This is a genomic window from Gemmobacter sp. LW-1 (assembly GCF_001303875.1).
In the GTDB taxonomy this organism is placed as follows: domain Bacteria; phylum Pseudomonadota; class Alphaproteobacteria; order Rhodobacterales; family Rhodobacteraceae; genus Gemmobacter; species Gemmobacter caeni.
Genome location: NZ_LJSC01000051.1, coordinates 228,275 through 247,860, shown reverse-complemented (window position 1 = coordinate 247,860; position 19,586 = coordinate 228,275). Strand labels below are relative to the sequence as shown.

Sequence of the window (19,586 nt, the reverse complement as noted above, 5' to 3'; positions counted from 1 at the left end):
TTGCCCGGAACCGCCTAGCCCAGAACGCCGATATGCATGTTCTGGTACATCCCCCACAGCGAGGTCAGCAGAATGGCGATCATCCCGATCAGCTGCGTCCCCATCCGCAGATGCACCAGCCGCCGCACCAGCACCTCGCCCCGGTGGTCGCCATCCGCGATGCGGTGGGCGCTGCGGACCGAAAGGGTCGAGACGACCACCATGGGACAGAACAGACAGAAGGCGGCCTGGGCGAACTCGATCCCGTAGTAAAAGCCCAGAACCACCAGCAGCGTCAGGATGAAGGCCACGAACCCCGCGATCCACAGACCCGAGACATGGGTGATGTAAAGCAGCCGGTTCACATTGACCCGCGCCATCGCCTCCAGATCCTCCAGCGCCTGACCGCCGCTGCGACGCGCGCGCAGCACTAGATCGAAGGGCACCCCCAACACCCAATGGCTTGTCATCGACCATTGCACCGCCAGCATGATCCAGAACCACAGGTTCGAGAATGACCGCATGTCGATCAGTTCGAATATGGTTTCATACCACTGCATGCAACTCTCCGGTCGTGTCCCGCCGTTCGGAAACGGCCGCCCCGGCAAATGGCGGGACTGCGGCATTCCTATCCTTGCAGCGCAGGCTTTTCCATGGCAGGCAGAAAAAAATCCGGCGCGGGGTGGCTGGCCCATCCCCGCAAATCAGGACTTGCCGCAAGGACATGACGATGCATCCCAGCCAGGCCGCCTTTCCCGCCACCCGTTTCCGCCGTGTCCGCCGCACGGAAAGCCTGCGCCGGCTGACACAGGAAAATGTGTTGACAACCAATGACCTGATCTGGCCGATCTTCATTCGCGACGGCGAGAATATCCGCGAACCCGTGATGTCGATGCCCGGTGTCGACCGGCTGTCGATCGACCTCGCGGTGCAGGCGGCGGAAGAGGCGGCGGCGCTTGGCATCCCGGCGCTCTGCCTCTTTCCCTATACCGATCCTTCTGTCAAAACCGAGACCTGCGAAGAGGCCTGGAACCCCGACAACCTGACCAACCGCTGCATCCGTGCCATCAAGGCGGCAGTGCCGGAAATCGCGGTGATGACCGACATCGCGCTCGATCCCTATAACTCCAACGGCCATGACGGCCTTGTGCGCGACGGCATCATCCTGAATGATGAAACGGTCGAGGCGCTGGTCCGCATGGCGCTGGCGCAGGCCGACAGCGGCGCTGACATCCTCGGCCCCTCCGACATGATGGATGGCCGGATCGGCGCGATCCGCGCGGCGATGGAAGCCGCGGGCCACAAGGACGTGGCGATCCTGTCCTATTCCGCCAAATATGCCAGCGCGTTCTACGGGCCGTTCCGCGATGCCGTGGGCGCCTCGGGCGCGCTGAAGGGGGACAAGAAGACCTATCAGATGAACCCCGGCAACAGCGACGAAGCCCTGCGCCTGATCGAGCGTGACCTGCGCGAGGGCGCGGATATGGTGATGGTCAAGCCGGGCATGCCCTATCTCGATATCTGTCGCCGCGTGAAAGACAGCTTTGGCGTACCGACCTATGCCTACCAGGTCTCCGGTGAATATGCGATGATCCGGGGCGCGGCCCTGAACGGCTGGATCGACGGCGAAAAGGCCATGGTTGAAAGCCTTCTGGGCTTCAAACGCGCGGGCTGCGACGGCATCCTGACCTATTTCGCCCCCGCCGTCGCGCGGCTCCTGCGGGCCTGACGGGCGGTCTTTCGCCGGAACCGGCCCTGCCGCCGGTCAAGGGCAAGTGACATGCGCCACCTGATCCGCTATATGTGGATCGGACGGCCCGTCAGAGGCCATGCGGCAGCGCCGCAAGCAATGAGAGGCAGAGCATGATCGACAGACGCACCTTTCTTCTGTGCTCGGGCGCGGCCTTCGCGCTGGGCGCCTGCGGCAATGGCGTGGGCGGGCGTGGCAGCGCCACAATCGACGCCCGTGTGGACGAGACGCGGAACTACCTGTTCAACCGCTACCCCGGCACGCGCGATCTCGCCTCCAAGGCTTACGGCGTGCTTTACATGCCGCTGGTGACCGAGGCGGGCTTCGGGATCGGCGGCGCCTTCGGTCGCGGGGCGCTGCGCATCAATGACGTGACGGTGGATTACTATTCCGCCGCGAAGGCCTCCATCGGGCTTCAGATCGGTGCTCAGCAATATGCCCATGCACTGTTCTTCATGACGCAGGATTCTCTCAGCGATTTCCGCCGCTCGCCGGGCTGGGCTGCTGGTGCTGACCTGAAATACGCCACTCCGGAACAGGGCGCCTCCATTGGCAAGGACACGACCGAAATCGACCCGGTGATCGCGCTGGTCTTCGGTCAGGCGGGCCTGATCGCGGGGGCCACGCTGTCGGGCACCAAATACACCCGCATCATCCCGTAAAGCAAAAGGGGCAGGAAACCCGCCCCATTTGCTTCTTGCCGAAATACTCCGGGGTCCGGGGCAGCGCCCCGGTCCTGTCGGTTCAGTCCCGCGTCAGGCGCCGGATCAGGCTCGACGTGTCATTGCGCCCGCCGCCCATGTTCTGCACTTCCTTGTAGAATTGATCCACCAGCGCGGTAACAGGCAGCGATGCGCCGATCTGGTCAGCGGTTTCCAGACAGATCTTCAGATCCTTGCGCATCCAGTCCACCGCAAAGCCGAAATCGAACTGACCGGCCAGCATGGTCTTGTGGCGGTTGGCCATCTGCCAGCTTCCGGCTGCCCCCTGACTGATCACCTCGACCACCGCCTCGCCGTCAAGCCCCGCCTTCTGCCCGAAGGCCAGCGCCTCCGACAGGCCCTGTACCAGGCCGGCAATGCAGATCTGGTTCATCATCTTGGCAATCTGCCCGGCGCCGCTGTCGCCCAGACGGCGGCAGATGCGGGCATATGCGGCTATCACCGGCTCGGCCCGGTCATATTCGGCCTGGGCGCCCCCGCACATCACGGAAAGCACGCCATTCTGCGCCCCGGCCTGCCCGCCGGACACAGGCGCATCGACGAAGCCCTTGCCTTCCCCGGCGGCGACCGCCGAAAGTTCACGCGTTACCTGTGCCGAAACCGTGGTGTGGTCGACGAAGATCGCACCGCGCTCCATCCCTGAAAAGGCGCCATCCGCGCCAAGGCAGACGCTGCGCAGGTCGTCATCATTGCCGACGCAGGCCATCACGAATTCCGCCCCCTGGGCCGCCGCGCGCGGCGTGGCGCCCCAGCCACCGCCAAATTCCGCAACCCAGGCCTTCGCCTTCGCCTCGGTCCGGTTATAGACCATCACCTCATGGCCCTTCGCCACCAGATGTCCTGCCATCGGATAGCCCATGACCCCAAGGCCGAGAAATGCCACCTTCGCCATCGTGAACCCTCCTGCAATTGCCCCCGGACGCAGGATCGACTAGGAACGCATCTCGGGTTCAAGGTCAAGGACGCGCCCCATGCTCATGGTTTTCCGCTGGATGCTCCGCATTTTCACGGGGCTTGTCGTTCTGGCCGGTCTGGCGCTGGTCGGGGCGTATTATTTCCTGTCGCGCTCCCTGCCGGATTACAACGAGGATTTTACCCTGCAGGGGCTGCATGCCCCGGTCGAAATCGTGCGCAATAATGACAATGTGCCGCATATCTTCGGCTCGGATGACCGGGACGTCTATTTTGCGCTGGGCTTCACCCATGCCCAGGACCGGCTGTGGCAGATGACCATGCTGCGCCGCACCGCGCAGGGGCGACTGTCCGAGGTCTTTGGCAACCGGACCCTGAAGATTGACGAGCTGATGCGGCGCTATGACCTCTATCGCTATGCGACTGAGGCGGTGGCGGTGCAGGATGACCCGACCCGCGCCGCGCTGGAGGCCTATGCAGAAGGCGTCAATGCCTGGATTTCCGAGGTGAATCGCGGCGCCCGCGGGCGTGGGGCGCCGGAGTTCTTTTTTTTCTCGAACGAGATCGCTGCATGGCAGCCCGCCGACAGTCTGGCCATCCTCAAACTGATGGCCTTGCAACTGACAGGCCAGCTGGAGGATGAGGTGATCCGCGCCCGGCTGTCGCTGACCCTGCCGGAACAGCGCCTGCGTGACATTCTGCCCGATGATCCGGGTCAGGCCATCGCCGCCCTGCCCGACTATGCGCAGATCGTGCCCGGCCCCTTCCCGCAGGGCGCCCCGCGCCGCTATGCGGAAGATCCGCTGTCGCCCTTCCCGCGCCGGGGCTTTTCGGGGGCCTCCAATGCCTGGGCGGCGGCGCCGTCACGGGCGGCTGCCGGCGGCACGCTTCTGGCCAATGACCCGCATCTGGGCTTTACGGCGCCGACGCTTTGGTATCTGGCCCGGCTGGAACTGCGCTCGGGCGGTGTGATCGGCGCGACGATTCCGGGCGTGCCCGTCGTGCTTGCGGGCCGGTCCGAGGCTTTGGGCTGGGGTCTGACCACTGCTTATGTCGACGATCAGGATCTGCATATCGAAGAGGTCAATCCCGCCAATTCCGAAGAATACCGCACCCCGGACGGCTGGAAGAAATTCGAAACCCGCCGCACCATCATTCAGGTCAAGGATGCGGCCCCGGTCACCATCACCCTGCGCTGGACCGACAATGGCCCGGTGCTGCCCGGCTCGCATTACGATCTGGCCACTATCACCCCGCCCGGCCATGTCATGTCGCTCAGCTGGACCGCGCTGACAGCGCAGGACACTTCGATGACCGCCGCCATCCGCCTGATGGGTGCAAAAAGCACTGCCGAGGCGATGGAGGCGGGCCGCCTGTTCGTGGCCCCCGCGCAGAACCTGATGCTCGCTGACCGCGAGGGCATCGCCATGCAGATCATTGGCGCGGTGCCGCAACGCGATGCGCGCAACCAGACCCGCGGCCGGATGCCCTCACCCGGCTGGCTGGCCGAAAACCGCTGGCTCGGAACCTTTCCCTACGAGGAAAACCCGCGCTTCGTGAAACCCGCGACCGGCATTCTGGGCAATACCAACAACAAGACGGTGGACCAGCCCTTCCCCCGGCACCTGTCCTACAACTGGGGCGATACACAGCGCGTGCAGCGCTGGCTGACGCTGATGAAGACGCGCGAGGTGCATACCCGCGAAAGCTTTATCGAGGCGCAGCTCGATACCGTCAGCCCGACTGCCCGCGCCATCCTGCCCCTGGTCGGCGCAGATCTGTGGTTCACCGGCGAGGCCGCCCCCGAGGGCACGCCCGAACGGCTGCGCCAGCGCGCGCTGGAACTGATGGCCAAGTGGAACGGCGAGATGAACGAACATCTTCCCGAACCGCTGATCTATCAGGCCTGGATGCGGGCGCTGCAAGACCGGCTGATCCGTGACGAGATCGGGCCGCTGGCGGATTCCTTCACCAAGATCGAGCCGGTGTTCCTGGAACGCGTCTACCGCAATATCGACGGCGCAGGTGCATGGTGTGATGTCATCCAGTCGGCACAGGTGGAGACCTGCACCGACATGGCCCGCATCGCACTGGATCAGGCGCTGCTGGAGCTGTCCGAGAAATACGGCCGCAATCTGGAAAGCTGGCGCTGGGGCGATGTGCATCAGGCGGCCCACGACCATCCGGTGCTGGGGAATGTGCCGATCCTGCGCTATTTCGTGAATATCCGCCAAAGCACCAGCGGCGACGACAATACGCTGATGCGGGGCAGCCCAAAGGGCACCGGCCCCGACCCCTGGCTGAACGTCCATGGTGCGGGTTATCGCGGCGTCTATGATTTCGCCGATCCCGACAGTTCGGTCTTCATCATTGCCACCGGGCAGTCGGGGCACCCGCTCAGCCGTCACTATGACAATCTGGGTGAACGCTGGCGGCGGGGCGAGTACATCCCGATGTCGCTCGACCCGGTTCTGGCCCGCGCGGCCTCGGTCGGCGACAGCCACCTGCGCCCGCCTGCGCCCTGAGCCTCACAAATTAGGGCGGAAATGCGGCGACATTCAGGCGCCACTTTTGTCCTGCCTTGCACGCATCGCGCAAACCATTGATAAAAATGAGTAAGTTTCCGTGTCCGATATGGAAACGGACATTTTCCGACTGCCACATGGCGTCCATGCCTTGAATTTGCCACAAACCTCACGGGGGCGCAAAGAGTGACCGGACCTGCAAAGGGCCGCGCTCAGGCTATGGGGACAGTCATGGCAGACAGCAGACTATACGAATACAATCTTGAAGGCGTGAAGTTCACCGCCGAACTCTACATCGGCCAGTCGGGCGAGGTCGAAGCGAAGGTCACGATGCTGGAGGGGCATGCCGACTTCAATACGATGTATTGGGGCGACGATTCCTTCGTGGGCGACAGCGCGACGGTCGACAACCCGAACCACCAGCCGATCGACCTTGAGGCCGCAGGCATCAAGTGTCAGGACGTGCAATTCGACCACGCGCAGAAGATGTCGGCCCCCGGCTTCGAATGGGAAGGCGCGGACAAGCCGACCTATCTGGAAGCGGGCGAAACCGGTTTCGTCACGCTTTCGGGGGAAACCAACCTCGACAATGTGGATGTGCTGGGCTTCTGGGGCACCAATGCCTCGACCCCGGATGGCGAGATGAATGCGGTCGCCGGGGACGGTATTGCGGATTGCGGTGAAGACGACTGCGATCACGACCACGGCGGGGAAGATGACGAGGACGGCGATGATTGCGACGGCGGCAAGTCGCATCACGGTGGCAAACATTGCGGTGGCAAGGATGACCACGGCAAGGACGACGATGACGACAAATCCTGCGGTGGCTGGGGCAAGTGGGATCGTGACGACGACCACGGCGGCAAAGGCGGCTGGGGTAAGGGCTCCGACTGGGGTAAAGGTCACGACTGGGGCAAGGGCAACGATTGGGGTAGGGGCAACGACTGGAGCCATGGCGGCAGCTGGGGCAAGGGCGATTGCGGCACCGGCAAGGATGTCGGCTGGGGCAAAGGCGCTTCCTGGGGTAAGGACTGGGGCCATGGCAAGGGCGGCGAGGCCGATTGCGGCAGCAGCAGCAAGGCCCTGGGCTGGTTCAAGCCGCTGGGCGGCGGTCTGGCCTCGAAGTTCATCAACCTCGATCCGGCCAAGTTCTATGAATCCTGCATGACCCAGAAAGATGCGGACGAAGATCAGGACCAGAGCCATCAGAACGAGGACGACGACGATCATCCCGGTGGCGGCCACGGCGGCTGGCACGCCTTCCTGTGACCTGAAACAGAACGGGCGGCCTCCTGGCCGCCCGATTTCATCACAGCTCGCGGTAGCGTTTTTCCTGCCGCGCGGTCCAGCGCACCCGGATGGCCCAGCCCTCTTCGCCCTGCACTTCTTCCTGCACCACGCCTTCGGCATGCAGCCAGGCGCGCCTGCGCCCCTCGGCAAAGCCAAGCATCAGATCACGGTCGGACTTCTCTTCATCAAATGCGCGGCTGACAGCCTCCAGCAGCGTATCAATCCCCTCGCCGGTCAGCGCCGAAACGGCGAAAACCCCGTCGCGCGTGGCACTTTGCGCCAGCAACGCCTCATGCGTGGTGGGGTCCAGCAGATCGAGCTTGTTCCAGACCTCGACCATCGGCGTTTCCGCCTTCACCCCGAGGCTTTGCAGGATATCAGCCACATCCGCTGCCTGTTCGGCGGTTTCGGGATGGGCAATATCGCGCACATGCAGGATCAGATCGGCCTCAAGCACCTCTTCCAGCGTGGCGCGGAAGGCAGCGACCAGTTGCGTCGGCAGGTCCGAGATGAAGCCCACCGTATCCGACAGGATCACCTTGCGCCCCGAGGGCAGCGTGACACCGCGCATGGTCGGGTCCAGCGTCGCGAACAGCATATCCTTGGCCAGCACCTCGGCCCCGGTCATCCGGTTGAACAGCGTCGATTTGCCTGCGTTGGTGTAGCCCACCAGCGCCACCACCGGAAACGGCACCTTGCGCCGGGCACTGCGGTGCAGTTCGCGCGTTTTCACCACCTTTTCCAGCTGGCGGCGAATGCGGATCACCTGATCGTCGATGGCGCGACGGTCGGCCTCTTTCTGCGTCTCACCGGGGCCGCCGACGAAGCCGAAGCCGCCGCGCTGACGTTCCAGGTGGGTCCAGGCCCGCACCAGCCGCGTGCGCTGATAGCTGAGCGCCGCGAGTTCGACCTGCAAGACCCCTTCCCGCGTCCGGGCGCGATCCGCGAAGATTTCAAGGATCAGACTGGTGCGATCCAGCAGCTTGACGCCCCATTCCTTTTCCAGATTGCGTTGCTGGATCGGCGAAACCGGGCCGTCGATCAGCACCAGTTCCACCTCTTCGGCGTGAAACTTCGCCTTCAGTTCGGCCAGCTTGCCCGATCCGAACAGCGTGCCGGGGTGCACACGCGGCAGGCGCACGACCTCGGCCCCCAGAACCTCCATCCCCGGCAGGGCGAGGGCGAGCGATTCGGCTTCGGCCAGGCGAAGCTCGGGCAGGCGTCGGGACGATTCCGCCCGGATATCGGGGTGGAGAATCCAGGCACGCGTGGGTTGCGCGGCCGTCTCATGCAGATCAACCCCACCGTCGCGGGACGGCAGGGCGAAGCTGTCTTCATCCTCGGGAAGATCGGAAATCAGTCTTCACCCTCGTAAAGATTGATCGGCGCGCCCGGCATAATGGTGGAAATCGCATGTTTGTACACAAGTTGCGATTGACCGTCGCGGCGCAGCAGAACGCAGAAGTTGTCAAACCAGGTGATAACGCCTTGCAGCTTCACCCCGTTGATCAAAAAGATGGTAACCGGAACCTTCGCCTTCCGGACATGATTCAGGAAAGCGTCCTGCAAATTCTGTTTATCGGCAGCCATTCTTTATTGCCTTTTTTTGTCGCGCGGTTCTGTCCGCCGCCCCTTCCCAGTCGTTCCGTCAGGCAGCGGAATCAGTATGTCTGGCAAATCTGCCAGATTCCAGCCCCAAAATCAGGCCGTTATCGCCCACATGAACATTACTTCCGCCATTGCTCGGGTGCCAGAAGCGCCAGAAGGGCCAGCGCCTCGACCCGCCCCAGCACCATGGCGAAGCCCAGAACCAGCTTGGCGGGCGTGCCAAGTGCCGAAAACAGAACGGCACTTTCTCCGGCGAAGCTGGCAATCGGTCCGGTGGTGGACAGGGCGGAAATCGCAAGGATCAGTGACTGGTCGAACCCCTGCCCGGTCAGCGTCAGCGCCGCGACAATGACCGCGATTGAAACGGCAAACAGCATGAAGAACACCCAGGCCAGCCGCGCGCCCTCTCCCCGCAGCCGCCGCGCCACCGTGCCCTGCCCGCCGATGGAATGCGGATGGATCAGCCGTTCCATCTCGCGCTGGCCATGGCGGAACAGCGCATAGACCCGCAGGAGCTTTACCCCGCCCGCCGTGGTGGCGACACCGCCGCCGATCATCGCAAGGCCCAGAAGGATCAGCCCGTGCGTCTCCAGCCCCGACCAGAGCTGCGCTGCCGCCCATTGCGACGAAGGCAGCCCGGTGGTCGTCAGGAAGGACAGGGTGGTGAAAGCCGTGCCCCAGAGCACGCGCAGAAACGAGACGAGGTTCTGCCCCTCGGCATTCTCGATGGCACCGACCCAGTGACGCAGGAACAGGACGCCTGTGACCACGAAGACGATGGCAGCGGCCATGCGCAGTTCGGGGTCATGCGGCAGGCTGCGGGCACGCTCGCCCAGGGCCGGGCCGGCCGGATAGGCGCGGCGGGTGATGGCGGGCAACAGGAACAGCGCGATCAGGATCTCGCCCGGAATGCCCGAACCGGAAACACCTGCATTGCCGCCGGGCATGATGCCGCTGGTCGAAACCGTGGCCATCGCCAGACACAGCGCGCGGAAACCGGCCTCGCCCATCAGCACAAGCCCGCACCACAATACCAGTGTGAACCCCGCATAGGCCGGGAAAAGCTGTACCGCGAAGCGGGTCACGCGTTGCGACGGGTCCGCGATGCGGGTGATTTGCGGTGCGCCTGCGCCCGGTGTGCCGCGCCCGGCCAGAACCTCCATCCCGCCAAGGTTCATCGGCAGCAGCACAGCGACGCCCATCAGCAGGATGAAGAAGCCACCCAGCCAGCCGACCAGTGCCCGCCACAGATGCAGCGAATCCGACAGCCTCCCCGGCGTTTCATAAACGGTGGCACCTGTGGTCGTGAAGCTTGACAGCATCTCGAACCAGGCATTGACGAAAGAGGTGTCACGCACCGCCTCGTTCAGCGGAACCGCCAGCATCAGCGGCAGCACCAGATAGGCCCCGACCAGCGCCTTCAGATGGCTGTGCCGGGCATCGCGCGGCTGCCAGTTGGCCGTGGCCAGCGCAATCATGCCGGTCAGGATGGAAAAGATCAGCGCGCCATAGGCAAAGGCGCGCCCCACCGGATAGTCGCGATGGGCAAAGGCATAGGCCGCAGGAACCAGCATCGCAGCCGTCGCAATCCCCATCAGGATCACCAGAAGCGGCAGGTTCAGCAGGCGGCGCATCGGCATCGGCCGCGCCCTCAGAAGAAGTCGATGGAGACTTGCAGCAGCCGCTCCACCTCGGGCACGTCCTTGGCCATGGCAAACATGGCGATGGCATCGCCCTCGTCGATGCGCAGATCGCCAGTGGGCTTCATCACCTTGTCGCCCTTCATCACCGCGCCGACCAGCACGCCTTCGGGAAACTCGATGTCGCGGATCAGCCGCCCGGCCAGCGGCGAAGTGCCCAGAACCTGCGCCTCGATCACCTCGGCCTCGGCATCGCCGATGGAATAGATCGCCCGCACCCGGCCGTGCCGGATATGCCGCAGGATCGAAGACACCGTGGTGGCACGCGGGTTGATATAGGCGTCGATGTCCAGCTCCGCCATCAGGGGCACCAGCGTCGGATCGTTCACCAGCGCAATCGCCATGGGGCAGCCCGCCGATTTTGCCCGAACCGAGACCAGCATGTTGGTCTTGTCGTCATCGGTCACCGCCAGCACCGCATCGGCACGGTCAATGGCGGCTTCCATCAGCAGGTCGATATCCATTCCATCGCCGTTCAGAACGATGGTGCGTTCCAGATTGTCGGCAGCAAATTCTGCGCGGGCGCGGCTTTTCTCGATCACCTTGGCGCGGATACGGTCCGTTCGTGCCTCCAGCGCTTTGGCGACCTCCAGCCCGACATTGCCGCCACCGATGATGACCACCCGCTCCTGCTTCTTGGCGGCCTTGCCGAAGATATCCAGCGTGCGGCCCACATCGTCGATATGGGTGAAGACATAGATCTGATCTTCCGCGAACAGCTGGTCGCCCGGTTCGGGCGTAAACAGCCGCCCCTGCCGCCGCACGCCCACAACGATGGCGCGCAGGGTGGAAAAAAGCTCGTTCAGCTGCCGCAGCGGCGTGTTCAGCACCGGGCAATCCTCGGCCAGAACAATACCCAGAAGCTGCGCCCGGCCATCAAAGAAGCTTTCTGTATCGAAAGTCGTGGGCGCCGCCAGCCGCTGCATCGCCGCCTCGGCCACTTCCTTCTCGGGGCTGATCACCACGTCGATGGGCAGATGGTCGCGGCGGTAGAGATCGGAATAGATCGCATCCAGATAGTTCTGCGCCCGAAGGCGCGCGATCTTGCGCGGCACGTTGAACACGGAATGTGCCACCTGACAGGTGACCATGTTCACCTCGTCCGAATGGGTGGCGGCGATGATCATGTCTGCATCGCGCGCGCCCGCCCGGTCCAGCACATCGGGATAGCTGGCGAAGCCGGTAATCCCCTGCACATCCAGCGTTTCCGTCGCCCGGCGCACCAGATCGGCGCTCATGTCGACCACGGTCACATCGTTGCGTTCGCCCGAGAGGTGGCGGGCGATCTGCCAGCCCACCTGTCCCGCCCCGCAGATGATCACCTTCATCGGAAACTCCCGGCCCTGATCGGGTCAAGGCATGGCATGGGCGGCCGATGGGGTCAAGAAGCGCGCGGCCCTTCCTGACCTGTGGTCAGGGTCGCCGCGTGTGAACCTCGTGCCCCTGCCCGGCTTCGCCTTCGATGCGCCAGACCCCTTCCAGCCGCCCCGGCCCCACCTGTCGCAGCACGCCCAGCAGATGCCCGCCCATGACCGAGCCGATGACCAGCCTGTCACCGTCGATCAGACAGATGCCTGGCATCGGGTTGTCGCCGTCGCCCGCATAGGTCGCGGTGCAGGCGCCGGTCGCGTCAGTGGCCAGTTCCATCACATCGGTATAGGACGAGCCATCCAGATCGGTGCCCGCCACGTCATAGATGCCCGGCAGGATCGGCTCGGCCAGCGCCGCGCCCGCCGTCAGGAAAACCAGACCGAGGCCGAAGGCGCCGCGCATCTCAGTCCTCGCCCTCGTCATCCTCGTCCATCTCGCCCGCGCCGCGCGCCTTGGCGCCGGTCACCACGCCAAGCGATTTCAGCTTGCGATGCAGGGCCGAGCGCTCCATGCCGACGAAATTCGCCGTCCGGCTGATATTGCCGCCGAAACGGTTGATCTGGGTCAGCAGATATTCCTTCTCGAACAGCTCGCGCGCCTCGCGCAACGGCAGGGTGGCCAGCTGGCCCCCGATCACCAGCCGCCCGTCATCGCTGCCGCCGCTTTCCTGTCCCGGCAGTTCGCGCGCTTCGATGGGGCCGGAACCGTCACCGAGGATCAGGATGCGCTCGATCACATTGCGCAACTGGCGCACGTTACCCGGCCAGAGCATCGTTTGCAGCATCGCCTCGGCATCCGAGGTCAACTCGCGCTGCGGCAGGCCCTGGCTGCGGTGGAACATCTCGATGAAATGCCGGGTCAGTTCCGGGATATCGTCGCGGCGTTCCTCCAGCGAGGGCACGGCAATCGGCACCACATTCAGCCGGTCATACAGCTCCTGCCGGAAGCGCCCGGCGGCAATTTCCGCCCGCAGGTCGCGGGTGGTGGAGCTGATGACCCGCAGGTCCACGCGCACCTTGTCTTGTCCGCCCGCGCGGGTGAACTGCTGTTCCACCAGAACACGCAGGATTTTCGACTGGGTGCCCAGCGGCATGTCGGCCACTTCGTCGAAGTAGACAATGCCGCCATGCGCCTGCTCCAGAAGCCCCGGTTCGACACCGCGTTCAGGCGTCTCGCGACCGAACAGCACCTCTTCCATCCGCTCGGGTTCGATGGTGGCCGAGGTGACGGTGATGAAGGGCGCACCGGCACGATTGGAATGGGTGTGGATATAGCGCGCCGCCAGTTCCTTGCCCGATCCGGCCGGGCCGGTCAGCATGACCCGTCCGTTCGACTTCGTCACCTTGTCCAGCTGGCCCTTCAGCGCCCGGAAGGCCACCGACCCGCCCAGCATTTCCGACGAGGTGACATCGCGGCGGCGCAATTCGCTGTTTTCGCGGCGCAGGCGCGAGGTTTCCATCGCGCGGCTGACCACGACCATCAGCTGATCAATGTTGAATGGCTTTTCAATGAAATCGTAGGCGCCCTGTTTGATGGCCGCCACCGCGATCTCGATATTGCCATGCCCCGAGATGATGACCACCGGCACATCCGGGTTGTCGCGCTTGACGGTCTTCAGAATGTCGATCCCGTCCATCCGGCTGTCCTTCAGCCAGATGTCGAGGATCATCAGCGCCGGTTGTTCGGCATTGATCTCGGCCATGCAGTCGTCGGCATTGGCCGCCAGCCTGACCTGAAACCCCTCGTCGCGCAGGATATCACCGATCAACTCGCGGATATCCCGCTCGTCGTCGACTATGAGAATGCTGCTCATGCGTCCTCCTGGCCTTCCGTGGCCGTTGTTCTGCCCCGTCCGCGTGCCGGCCGCACCGCCCTTGGCAGGCGGATTTCGGCCATGGCGCCGACGTGGGAATTGCCTTCGAACAGCGGGGCATCGGTCAGCACAAGCGCCCCGCCATGTTCCTCGATGATCTTCTTGACGATGGGCAGGCCGAGGCCCGTGCCCTTGTCGCGCGTGGTCACATAGGGCTCGAACAGCCGCGCGCGGTCGGGCGGCAGGCCGATGCCATTATCGGCGATGGTGATATGCGCTTCCTGCGCATCCACCACCAGTGCCACCCGGATTTCCGGGCGATAGCCGTCGGGCGCGCCCTTCTCGATCAGCCCCTCGACCGCCTCGCCCGCGTTCTTGATCAGATTGGTCAGCGCCTGCCCGATCATGGTGGCATCCAGTTCCATCGGCAGCGGCGTGTCGGGCAGGTTGGCGGTCAGCGTGACATCGGGCAGCCCCATGTCCTGCAACACCACCGCATCGCGGACCAGCTTTACCAGATCGGTTTCGCGCCGGTCCGGTTCGGGCATACGGGCGAATTTGGAAAACTCGTCCACGATCCGGCGCAGGTCATTGGTCTGCCGCACGATGACTTCGGCATACTGGTCAAGGTCCGCCGCCTGATCACCCACCAGCGGGCGGAACTTGCGCTTGATGCGTTCCGCCGAAAGCTGGATCGGGGTCAGCGGGTTCTTGATCTCATGCGCGATGCGGCGGGCAACGTCGCCCCAGGCCGCCATGCGCTGCGCGCTGACAAGCTCGGTCACATCGTCGAAGGCCACAACGAAGCCTTCCAGCTTGCCGCTGTCGTTGCGCCGCACGGCCATCCGCACCAGAAGGCTTTCCATGCGGCCATTGCGGGTCAGACGGATCTCCTCCTGCACCGCCGCGCCGCCGCCCTGGCGCAGCCGGTCGAACAGCGCCGCAAACTCCGGCACCGCCACCGCCAGCGCCATATCCGACTGACCGTCGCGGAAATCCAGCAGACGCTCCGCCGCGCGATTGACGAAATCCACATCGCCCTCGGCATCAAGGCCGATCACCCCGGCTGTGACGGAGGACAGCACGCTGTCGAACAGCCGCCGCCGCCGCTCCGATTGCCGGTGGCTTTCCATCAGCGCGTCGCGCTGGCCCTTCAGCTCGCGCGTCATGGTGTTGAACACCCGGCCGAGGGTGGCGATTTCGTCGTCGCCCTCCTCCTCGATCACCTGCACGTTCAGGTCGCCCTCGCCCACACGCGCCGCAGCCGAAGCCAGCCGCCCCACCGGCCGGCTGAGCCGTTCGGCAAACCACAGCCCCAGCCAGATCGCCGCCAGAATGAGGATCAGCGCGAACCCCAGATACAGCAGCCCGAATTCGAACAGGATGCGCCCGCGCGCCTTTTCGACCTGCTGATAGAAGCGCACGGTTTCCTTGGTTTCATCCAGCAGGCTCAGCAGATTTCCATCCACCTCGCGCGAGATATAGAGGTAACGGTCGGCAAAGGCATCCAGATGCACCAGCGCGCGGAATTCGTTGTTGTTCCAATCCTGTATAACGACAACCTCACCCTTCTGCGCGCGGGCGATCTCGTCCGGTGCGGGCTTTTCGAAGTCGAACAGATAGGATTTGTCGCCGCGCGTGCGCAGTTCGCCACCGCCATCAATCAGGAAGGCCTCACGCAATCCGCGCTGCACCCGCTCCTGCGCATCGGTCAGCACCGGGCGCAGCTGGTCATCCTCCAGAAAGAAGGTCGATTGCTTCGTGACATTGATATAGGCGGCCAGTGCCTCGGCATCCTGCACCAGCGCCTCGCGGTGTTCCCGTTCATAGGCTTCGGCAGCAGCCATCGAGGCCCCGACCACACGCTGCACCCGATCCGAGAACCAGCCCTCCAGCCCGACATTCACCGTCAGCACGGCGAAGACCGCCACCAGAACCGTAGGGATCAGCGCCACCAGTGCAAAGACCCCGGTCAGTCTGAGATGCAGTGCCGATCCGGCGGATTGCCTGCGGCGATCCGCGATCATGCGCATCACCCGCGCCAGAACGAGGGCGGCAACGACCAGTGCGTAAACAAAATCCGCCAGCAGGATGACCCGCAGGCTGGACGAGCTGGCGCCATCGTTCATCGGCCCAAGGACCAGCAGGGTCGCAATCACCAGCACCGGGGCCAGCACAACCAGACCAAGGGTCATGGCCGTCTGCACCCGCCGCTGTCGCCGCAACCGGGAAAGCCGGATCATCCAGCCGCTGTTCGCCGCAGCGCGCACTCTTGCCCCCAATCCGTCCGGGGCCCTGTGTCCCCGCAGCCATATCTTGCGGCGTGAGTCGGGCAAAACCCGAAAGACACGCCATATGTTGCGGTTTTACATCAGTTTGCGGCGGCGTGTCACGCGAATATCCAGCTCGGTGATCTTCTTGCGCAAGGTATTGCGATTGATCCCCAGAAGATCGGCACATTTCGCCTGATTGCCCCCCGTGGCATCCAGCGCAATCTCGATCAGGGGTGCCTCAACCTCGCGCAGGATCCGGCCATAAACGCCGGGCGGTGGCAGTTGCCCGCCGTGCAGATCGAAGTAGCGCTTCAGATGCCGCGCGACCGAAGCGGACAGTTTGTCGCTTTCGCCGATGCCCTTCATCGGTTCGGGCAGCGGCAGGCTGCCGATGGCCGCTTCGACCTCGGCGCGGCTGATCTCGGGCTCCGAGGATGTCACCATCAGCCGCTTCAGCGTGTTTTCCAGCTGGCGCACATTGCCCGGCCAGCTATAGGCCCGCACCAGTTCGCGTGCCTCCGGCGAAAGCCGCCGCACCGCGCCGAAGTCACGCTCGCCCCGCGCAAGGAAATGCTCGGCCAGAAGCGGGATGTCATCCACCCGCTCCCGCAGGCTCGGCACATGCAGCGTCACGCCGCCCAGACGGTAGAACAGATCCTGCCGGAAGGCGCCCGCCTCCATCCGGCCCGCAAGATCGGCCTGCGAGGTTGCCATGATACGCGGCGCATTGTCGCCCAGCATGTCGAGCATACGGACGATGCGTGCCTGGGCCTCGTCATCCAGATCTGCCACCTCGTCGAACACAAGGCTGCCACCGCGCCCCCTGGACAAAAGCGTCGCAGGCCCTTCCAGCCCTTGCAGATCTGCGGCCTGCGCCACCACGAAGGGCATGGTGCGCCGGTCTGAAAAATCGTGGATCGCACGCGCGATGAGGCTTTTGCCGGTGCCGCTTTCCCCGGTGATCAGCACCGCCAGATCCGTGTTCATCACCCGCGCGACCAGCCGGTACAGCGCCTGCATGGCCGGCGTCCGCCCCACCAGCGGAAGGTCGTCGGCGGAATCGCGCGGCGCACTTGCCTGCTTGGCCGGGCGGCGCTTCACATCCAGCGCGCGGGCCGACCGCTTCATCAGATCGGGCAGATCAAAGGGTTTGGGCAGATAGTCGAACGCCTCGGCCTCGGCGGCCTGAATTGCCGTCATGATGGTGTTCTGAGCCGAAATCACGATAACCGGCAAACCGGGCCGCATCCGCCCGATCTTCGGCAGCGCCTCAAGCCCGTTGCCATCGGGCATGATGACGTCCGAAATCACCAGATCGCCCTTCCCCTCTTCGACCCAGCGCATCAGCGTCACCAGCGAGGAGGTCGCATGCACCTTGCACCCCGCGCGGGTCAGTGCCTGGGTCAGCACCGTGCGGATCGTGCGATCATCGTCGGCAACCAGAACCGTACCATCCATCAGCCAGCTTCCTTCTTCTGCAAGTCACGCGGCGCCACGGGCAGCGACACGCGGAATACGGTGCGGCCGGGGACGGAATCGACCCCGATCCAGCCTTCATGTTCGGTCACGATCTTCGACACCAGCGCGAGGCCCAGCCCCGTACCGTTTTCCTTGCCCGAGACGAAGGGCTCGAAGATCTCGGCGGCGATGCCGGGCGGCAGGCCGGGGCCATCGTCGATGATTTCCACCTGAAGCGGCAGCGCCTTGCCGGTGCCATCCCGGCGGCGCAGGCGCAGCGACAGGTCATAGCGGGTGCGCAGCGTGATCGTGCCCCCCTGCGGCCCCGCCGCCTCAGCCGCGTTCTTGATGAGGTTGAGGAACACCTGCATCAACTGGTCGGGGTCGGCATGGGTCGGCGGCAGCGAGGGGTCGTATTCCTCGACAAAGCGCATCTTGGCGGCAAACCCCATCATCGCCGACTTGCGCGCCCGGTCCAGCGCGTCGTGGATGTTGACCACACGGCGATCCGGCGGACGGACATTGCCGAACTGCTCCACCTGTTCCAGCAGCTTCACGATGCGGCGGGTTTCCTCGACAATCAGATCGGTCAGCTCGCGGTCCTCTGCCGAGAGGCCCATGGACAGAAGCTGCGCCGCCCCGGCAATGCCTGCCAGCGGGTTCTTGATTTCATGCGCCAGCATCTCGGCCATGCCGATCGCCGATTTTGCCGCTGTCTTGGCCGCCCCCGCCCGGCCCAGCCGGTCGGCAATCTCGCGCGGGGAAATCAGCAGCATCAGCACGTCGGGGTTGTCGGCCATCGGCGCGATCTGCACCGTGCATTGCACTGGCGGACGCTCGCCCGTCGTCACATCGACATCATTGATGAACAGTGCCGACTGGTTGGCACGGGCCCGCGCGAAAGCCTCGTCCATTTCGGCGTCGATATGAATGCGGTCAAAGACCGGCTGGCCCTTCAGGCTGCGGGCCGAGGCATTGAGAAACAGCTCGGCCGCCGGGTTGGTTTCCAGAATGCCGCTCTTTTCGTCGACCAGCAGCGCCGGAATCGGCATCGAGGCCCAGACGACCCCCGGAACCGGATAGGGCTGCCGGTATCCTTTCATGCCGCCGCCCTTTCCTGCTGCCGGAAGGTCTCGCGCAGCGCGCGCGAAACCTGCGCGGGCACTTCGCCGGTGATGATCGGCCCCCGCGCGGCCTCAAGCCCCGCCACCTCCAGATACCAGCCCAGATGTTTGCGCGCGATGCGCAGCCCGAGGTCGACGCCATAGAAGGCCAGCATCGCCTCGTAATGCCCGATCACCAGATCGGCCAGGGCATCGCCCTGCGGCACCTGCGGCAGCGGTTTGCCATAAAGCGCCGCCGCCACCTGCGCCAGCAGCCAGGGCCGCCCCTGCGCGCCGCGCCCGATCATCACCCCATCGGCGCCGGACTGCCGCAGTGCCTCGGTCGCCGCTTCGGCATCCACGATGTCGCCATTCGCGATCAGCGGCACGCTCACCGCCTGTTTCACCGCGCGGATCGCCGCCCAGTCGGCCTGACCCTTGTAGAACTGACAGCGCGTGCGGCCGTGGATGGTGACCATGCGCACGCCTGCGGCTTCGGCCCGCCGGGCAAGTTCCGGCGCATTCATCAGATCATCGTCCCAGCCCAGCCGGGTCTTGAGCGTCACCGGAACCTGCACCGCGCCCACCACCGCCTCGATCAGCCGCAGCGCATGGTCCAGATCCTTCATCAGCGCCGAACCGGAATAGCCGTTCGTCACCTTCTTCGCCGGGCAACCCATGTTGATGTCAATCACGCGGGCGCCCTGTCCCTCGACATAGCGCGCGGCTTCGGCCATCCACCATGGATCACGCCCCGCCAGCTGCACCGAGGTCGCGGCCTCGCCAAAGCCCAGCTCCGCCCGCGCGCGGGCCAGCGGTCGGGCCTGCACGACCTCCTGGCTCGCGACCATCTCGCTTACGACCAGCCCCGCGCCGAACGAACCGACCAGCCGGCGGAACGGCAGATCGGTAATCCCGGCCAGCGGTGCCAGCAGCACCGGAGGGTCAAGCTGGATGTCGGCCAATTGCAGAGGCACCTTGGGCGTTCCTTGTCTGTTAATTCGGCAGCTACCCCTGCCACGGGCGGGTGACAACGGCAAGACGCCGCAAATCTGTGCGGAAAACCGACATCGCACAAATTA

General features: G+C 64.6%; 16 protein-coding genes. 4 read left to right on the top strand and 12 right to left on the bottom strand.

What is annotated here, in order from left to right:
- Positions 1-14: 14 nt before the first annotated feature.
- A complete protein-coding gene (locus AO684_RS15215; protein WP_054303575.1) occupies positions 15-539 on the bottom strand; it encodes a hypothetical protein in 525 nt (174 codons plus the stop codon).
- A gap of 170 nt (positions 540-709) precedes the next feature.
- Here AO684_RS15215 and hemB point away from each other — a divergent pair, with 170 nt between their 5' ends.
- Positions 710-1,708 carry a porphobilinogen synthase gene (hemB, locus tag AO684_RS15210; RefSeq protein ID WP_054303717.1) on the top strand — a complete coding sequence of 333 codons (999 nt, stop codon included), beginning with the start codon at positions 710-712 and terminating at the stop codon, positions 1,706-1,708.
- A gap of 134 nt (positions 1,709-1,842) precedes the next feature.
- Positions 1,843-2,391: a YSC84-related protein gene (locus AO684_RS15205; RefSeq protein ID WP_054303574.1), complete on the top strand. Its 549-nt coding sequence runs from the start codon at positions 1,843-1,845 to the stop codon at positions 2,389-2,391.
- 82 nt (positions 2,392-2,473) lie between these two features.
- Here the strand turns inward: AO684_RS15205 and AO684_RS15200 are convergent, their stop codons facing one another.
- The gene (locus AO684_RS15200) at positions 2,474-3,343 is read right to left on the bottom strand and encodes an NAD(P)-dependent oxidoreductase (protein WP_054303573.1); all 870 of its coding nucleotides are present in this window, start codon (positions 3,341-3,343) and stop codon (positions 2,474-2,476) included.
- A 79-nt stretch (positions 3,344-3,422) separates the two neighbouring features.
- Here AO684_RS15200 and AO684_RS15195 point away from each other — a divergent pair, with 79 nt between their 5' ends.
- Both AO684_RS15195 and AO684_RS15190 read left to right on the top strand, forming a co-directional pair.
- Complete coding sequence (locus AO684_RS15195; protein ID WP_054303572.1) at positions 3,423-5,888, top strand: penicillin acylase family protein; 2,466 nt, start codon at positions 3,423-3,425, stop codon at positions 5,886-5,888.
- Positions 5,889-6,119: 231 nt separating this feature from the next.
- Positions 6,120-7,157: a hypothetical protein gene (locus AO684_RS15190; protein WP_054303571.1), complete on the top strand. Its 1,038-nt coding sequence runs from the start codon at positions 6,120-6,122 to the stop codon at positions 7,155-7,157.
- Positions 7,158-7,197: 40 nt separating this feature from the next.
- On the opposite strand, the gene hflX is transcribed toward AO684_RS15190, so the two are convergent.
- The 10 genes from hflX to dusB all read right to left on the bottom strand — a co-directional run bounded on the left by hflX (position 7,198) and on the right by dusB (position 19,481).
- Positions 7,198-8,499: a GTPase HflX gene (gene hflX / locus AO684_RS15185; RefSeq protein WP_054303570.1), complete on the bottom strand. Its 1,302-nt coding sequence runs from the start codon at positions 8,497-8,499 to the stop codon at positions 7,198-7,200.
- A gap of 35 nt (positions 8,500-8,534) precedes the next feature.
- Positions 8,535-8,768, bottom strand: coding sequence for an RNA chaperone Hfq (gene hfq / locus AO684_RS15180; RefSeq protein WP_054303569.1), 234 nt, complete (start codon positions 8,766-8,768; stop codon positions 8,535-8,537).
- Between the two features lie 137 nt (positions 8,769-8,905).
- Entirely contained in the window at positions 8,906-10,420 is a 1,515-nt protein-coding gene (locus AO684_RS15175; protein WP_054303716.1) for a potassium transporter TrkG, read from the bottom strand.
- Positions 10,421-10,437: 17 nt separating this feature from the next.
- Complete coding sequence (trkA, locus tag AO684_RS15170; RefSeq protein ID WP_054303568.1) at positions 10,438-11,814, bottom strand: Trk system potassium transporter TrkA; 1,377 nt, start codon at positions 11,812-11,814, stop codon at positions 10,438-10,440.
- Positions 11,815-11,899: 85 nt separating this feature from the next.
- A complete protein-coding gene (locus tag AO684_RS15165) occupies positions 11,900-12,259 on the bottom strand; it encodes a hypothetical protein (protein WP_054303567.1) in 360 nt (119 codons plus the stop codon).
- Between the two features lies 1 nt (position 12,260).
- Positions 12,261-13,670 (bottom strand): sigma-54 dependent transcriptional regulator, encoded by a 1,410-nt coding sequence (locus AO684_RS15160; RefSeq protein WP_054303566.1) that lies wholly within the window; start codon positions 13,668-13,670, stop codon positions 12,261-12,263.
- The gene (locus AO684_RS15155; RefSeq protein ID WP_054303565.1) at positions 13,667-15,913 is read right to left on the bottom strand and encodes a PAS domain-containing sensor histidine kinase; all 2,247 of its coding nucleotides are present in this window, start codon (positions 15,911-15,913) and stop codon (positions 13,667-13,669) included. The genes AO684_RS15160 and AO684_RS15155 overlap by 4 nt, the downstream gene beginning before the upstream one ends.
- A gap of 123 nt (positions 15,914-16,036) precedes the next feature.
- Positions 16,037-17,401, bottom strand: coding sequence for a sigma-54-dependent Fis family transcriptional regulator (locus tag AO684_RS15150; protein WP_054303564.1), 1,365 nt, complete (start codon positions 17,399-17,401; stop codon positions 16,037-16,039).
- A complete protein-coding gene (locus tag AO684_RS15145) occupies positions 17,401-18,504 on the bottom strand; it encodes a nitrogen regulation protein NR(II) (RefSeq protein WP_054303563.1) in 1,104 nt (367 codons plus the stop codon). Before AO684_RS15145 ends, AO684_RS15150 begins: the two co-directional genes overlap by 1 nt.
- On the bottom strand, positions 18,501-19,481 hold the full coding sequence (gene dusB / locus AO684_RS15140; RefSeq protein ID WP_054303562.1) for a tRNA dihydrouridine synthase DusB: 981 nt from the start codon (positions 19,479-19,481) through the stop codon (positions 18,501-18,503). Before dusB ends, AO684_RS15145 begins: the two co-directional genes overlap by 4 nt.
- Positions 19,482-19,586 lie beyond the last annotated feature (105 nt).

Bases quoted from the DNA above. Each gene is read 5' to 3' on its own strand.
- AO684_RS15215 (WP_054303575.1), bottom strand. From the start codon at position 539: ATGCAGTGGTATGAAACCATATTCGAACTGATCGACATGCGGTCATTC.
- hemB (WP_054303717.1), top strand. From the start codon at position 710: ATGCATCCCAGCCAGGCCGCCTTTCCCGCCACCCGTTTCCGCCGTGTC.
- AO684_RS15205 (WP_054303574.1), top strand. From the start codon at position 1,843: ATGATCGACAGACGCACCTTTCTTCTGTGCTCGGGCGCGGCCTTCGCG.
- AO684_RS15200 (WP_054303573.1), bottom strand. From the start codon at position 3,343: ATGGCGAAGGTGGCATTTCTCGGCCTTGGGGTCATGGGCTATCCGATG.
- AO684_RS15195 (WP_054303572.1), top strand. From the start codon at position 3,423: ATGCTCATGGTTTTCCGCTGGATGCTCCGCATTTTCACGGGGCTTGTC.
- AO684_RS15190 (WP_054303571.1), top strand. From the start codon at position 6,120: ATGGCAGACAGCAGACTATACGAATACAATCTTGAAGGCGTGAAGTTC.
- hfq (WP_054303569.1), bottom strand. From the start codon at position 8,768: ATGGCTGCCGATAAACAGAATTTGCAGGACGCTTTCCTGAATCATGTC.
- AO684_RS15175 (WP_054303716.1), bottom strand. From the start codon at position 10,420: ATGCGCCGCCTGCTGAACCTGCCGCTTCTGGTGATCCTGATGGGGATT.
- trkA (WP_054303568.1), bottom strand. From the start codon at position 11,814: ATGAAGGTGATCATCTGCGGGGCGGGACAGGTGGGCTGGCAGATCGCC.
- AO684_RS15165 (WP_054303567.1), bottom strand. From the start codon at position 12,259: ATGCGCGGCGCCTTCGGCCTCGGTCTGGTTTTCCTGACGGCGGGCGCG.
- AO684_RS15160 (WP_054303566.1), bottom strand. From the start codon at position 13,670: ATGAGCAGCATTCTCATAGTCGACGACGAGCGGGATATCCGCGAGTTG.
- AO684_RS15155 (WP_054303565.1), bottom strand. From the start codon at position 15,913: ATGATCCGGCTTTCCCGGTTGCGGCGACAGCGGCGGGTGCAGACGGCC.
- AO684_RS15150 (WP_054303564.1), bottom strand. From the start codon at position 17,401: ATGGATGGTACGGTTCTGGTTGCCGACGATGATCGCACGATCCGCACG.
- AO684_RS15145 (WP_054303563.1), bottom strand. From the start codon at position 18,504: ATGAAAGGATACCGGCAGCCCTATCCGGTTCCGGGGGTCGTCTGGGCC.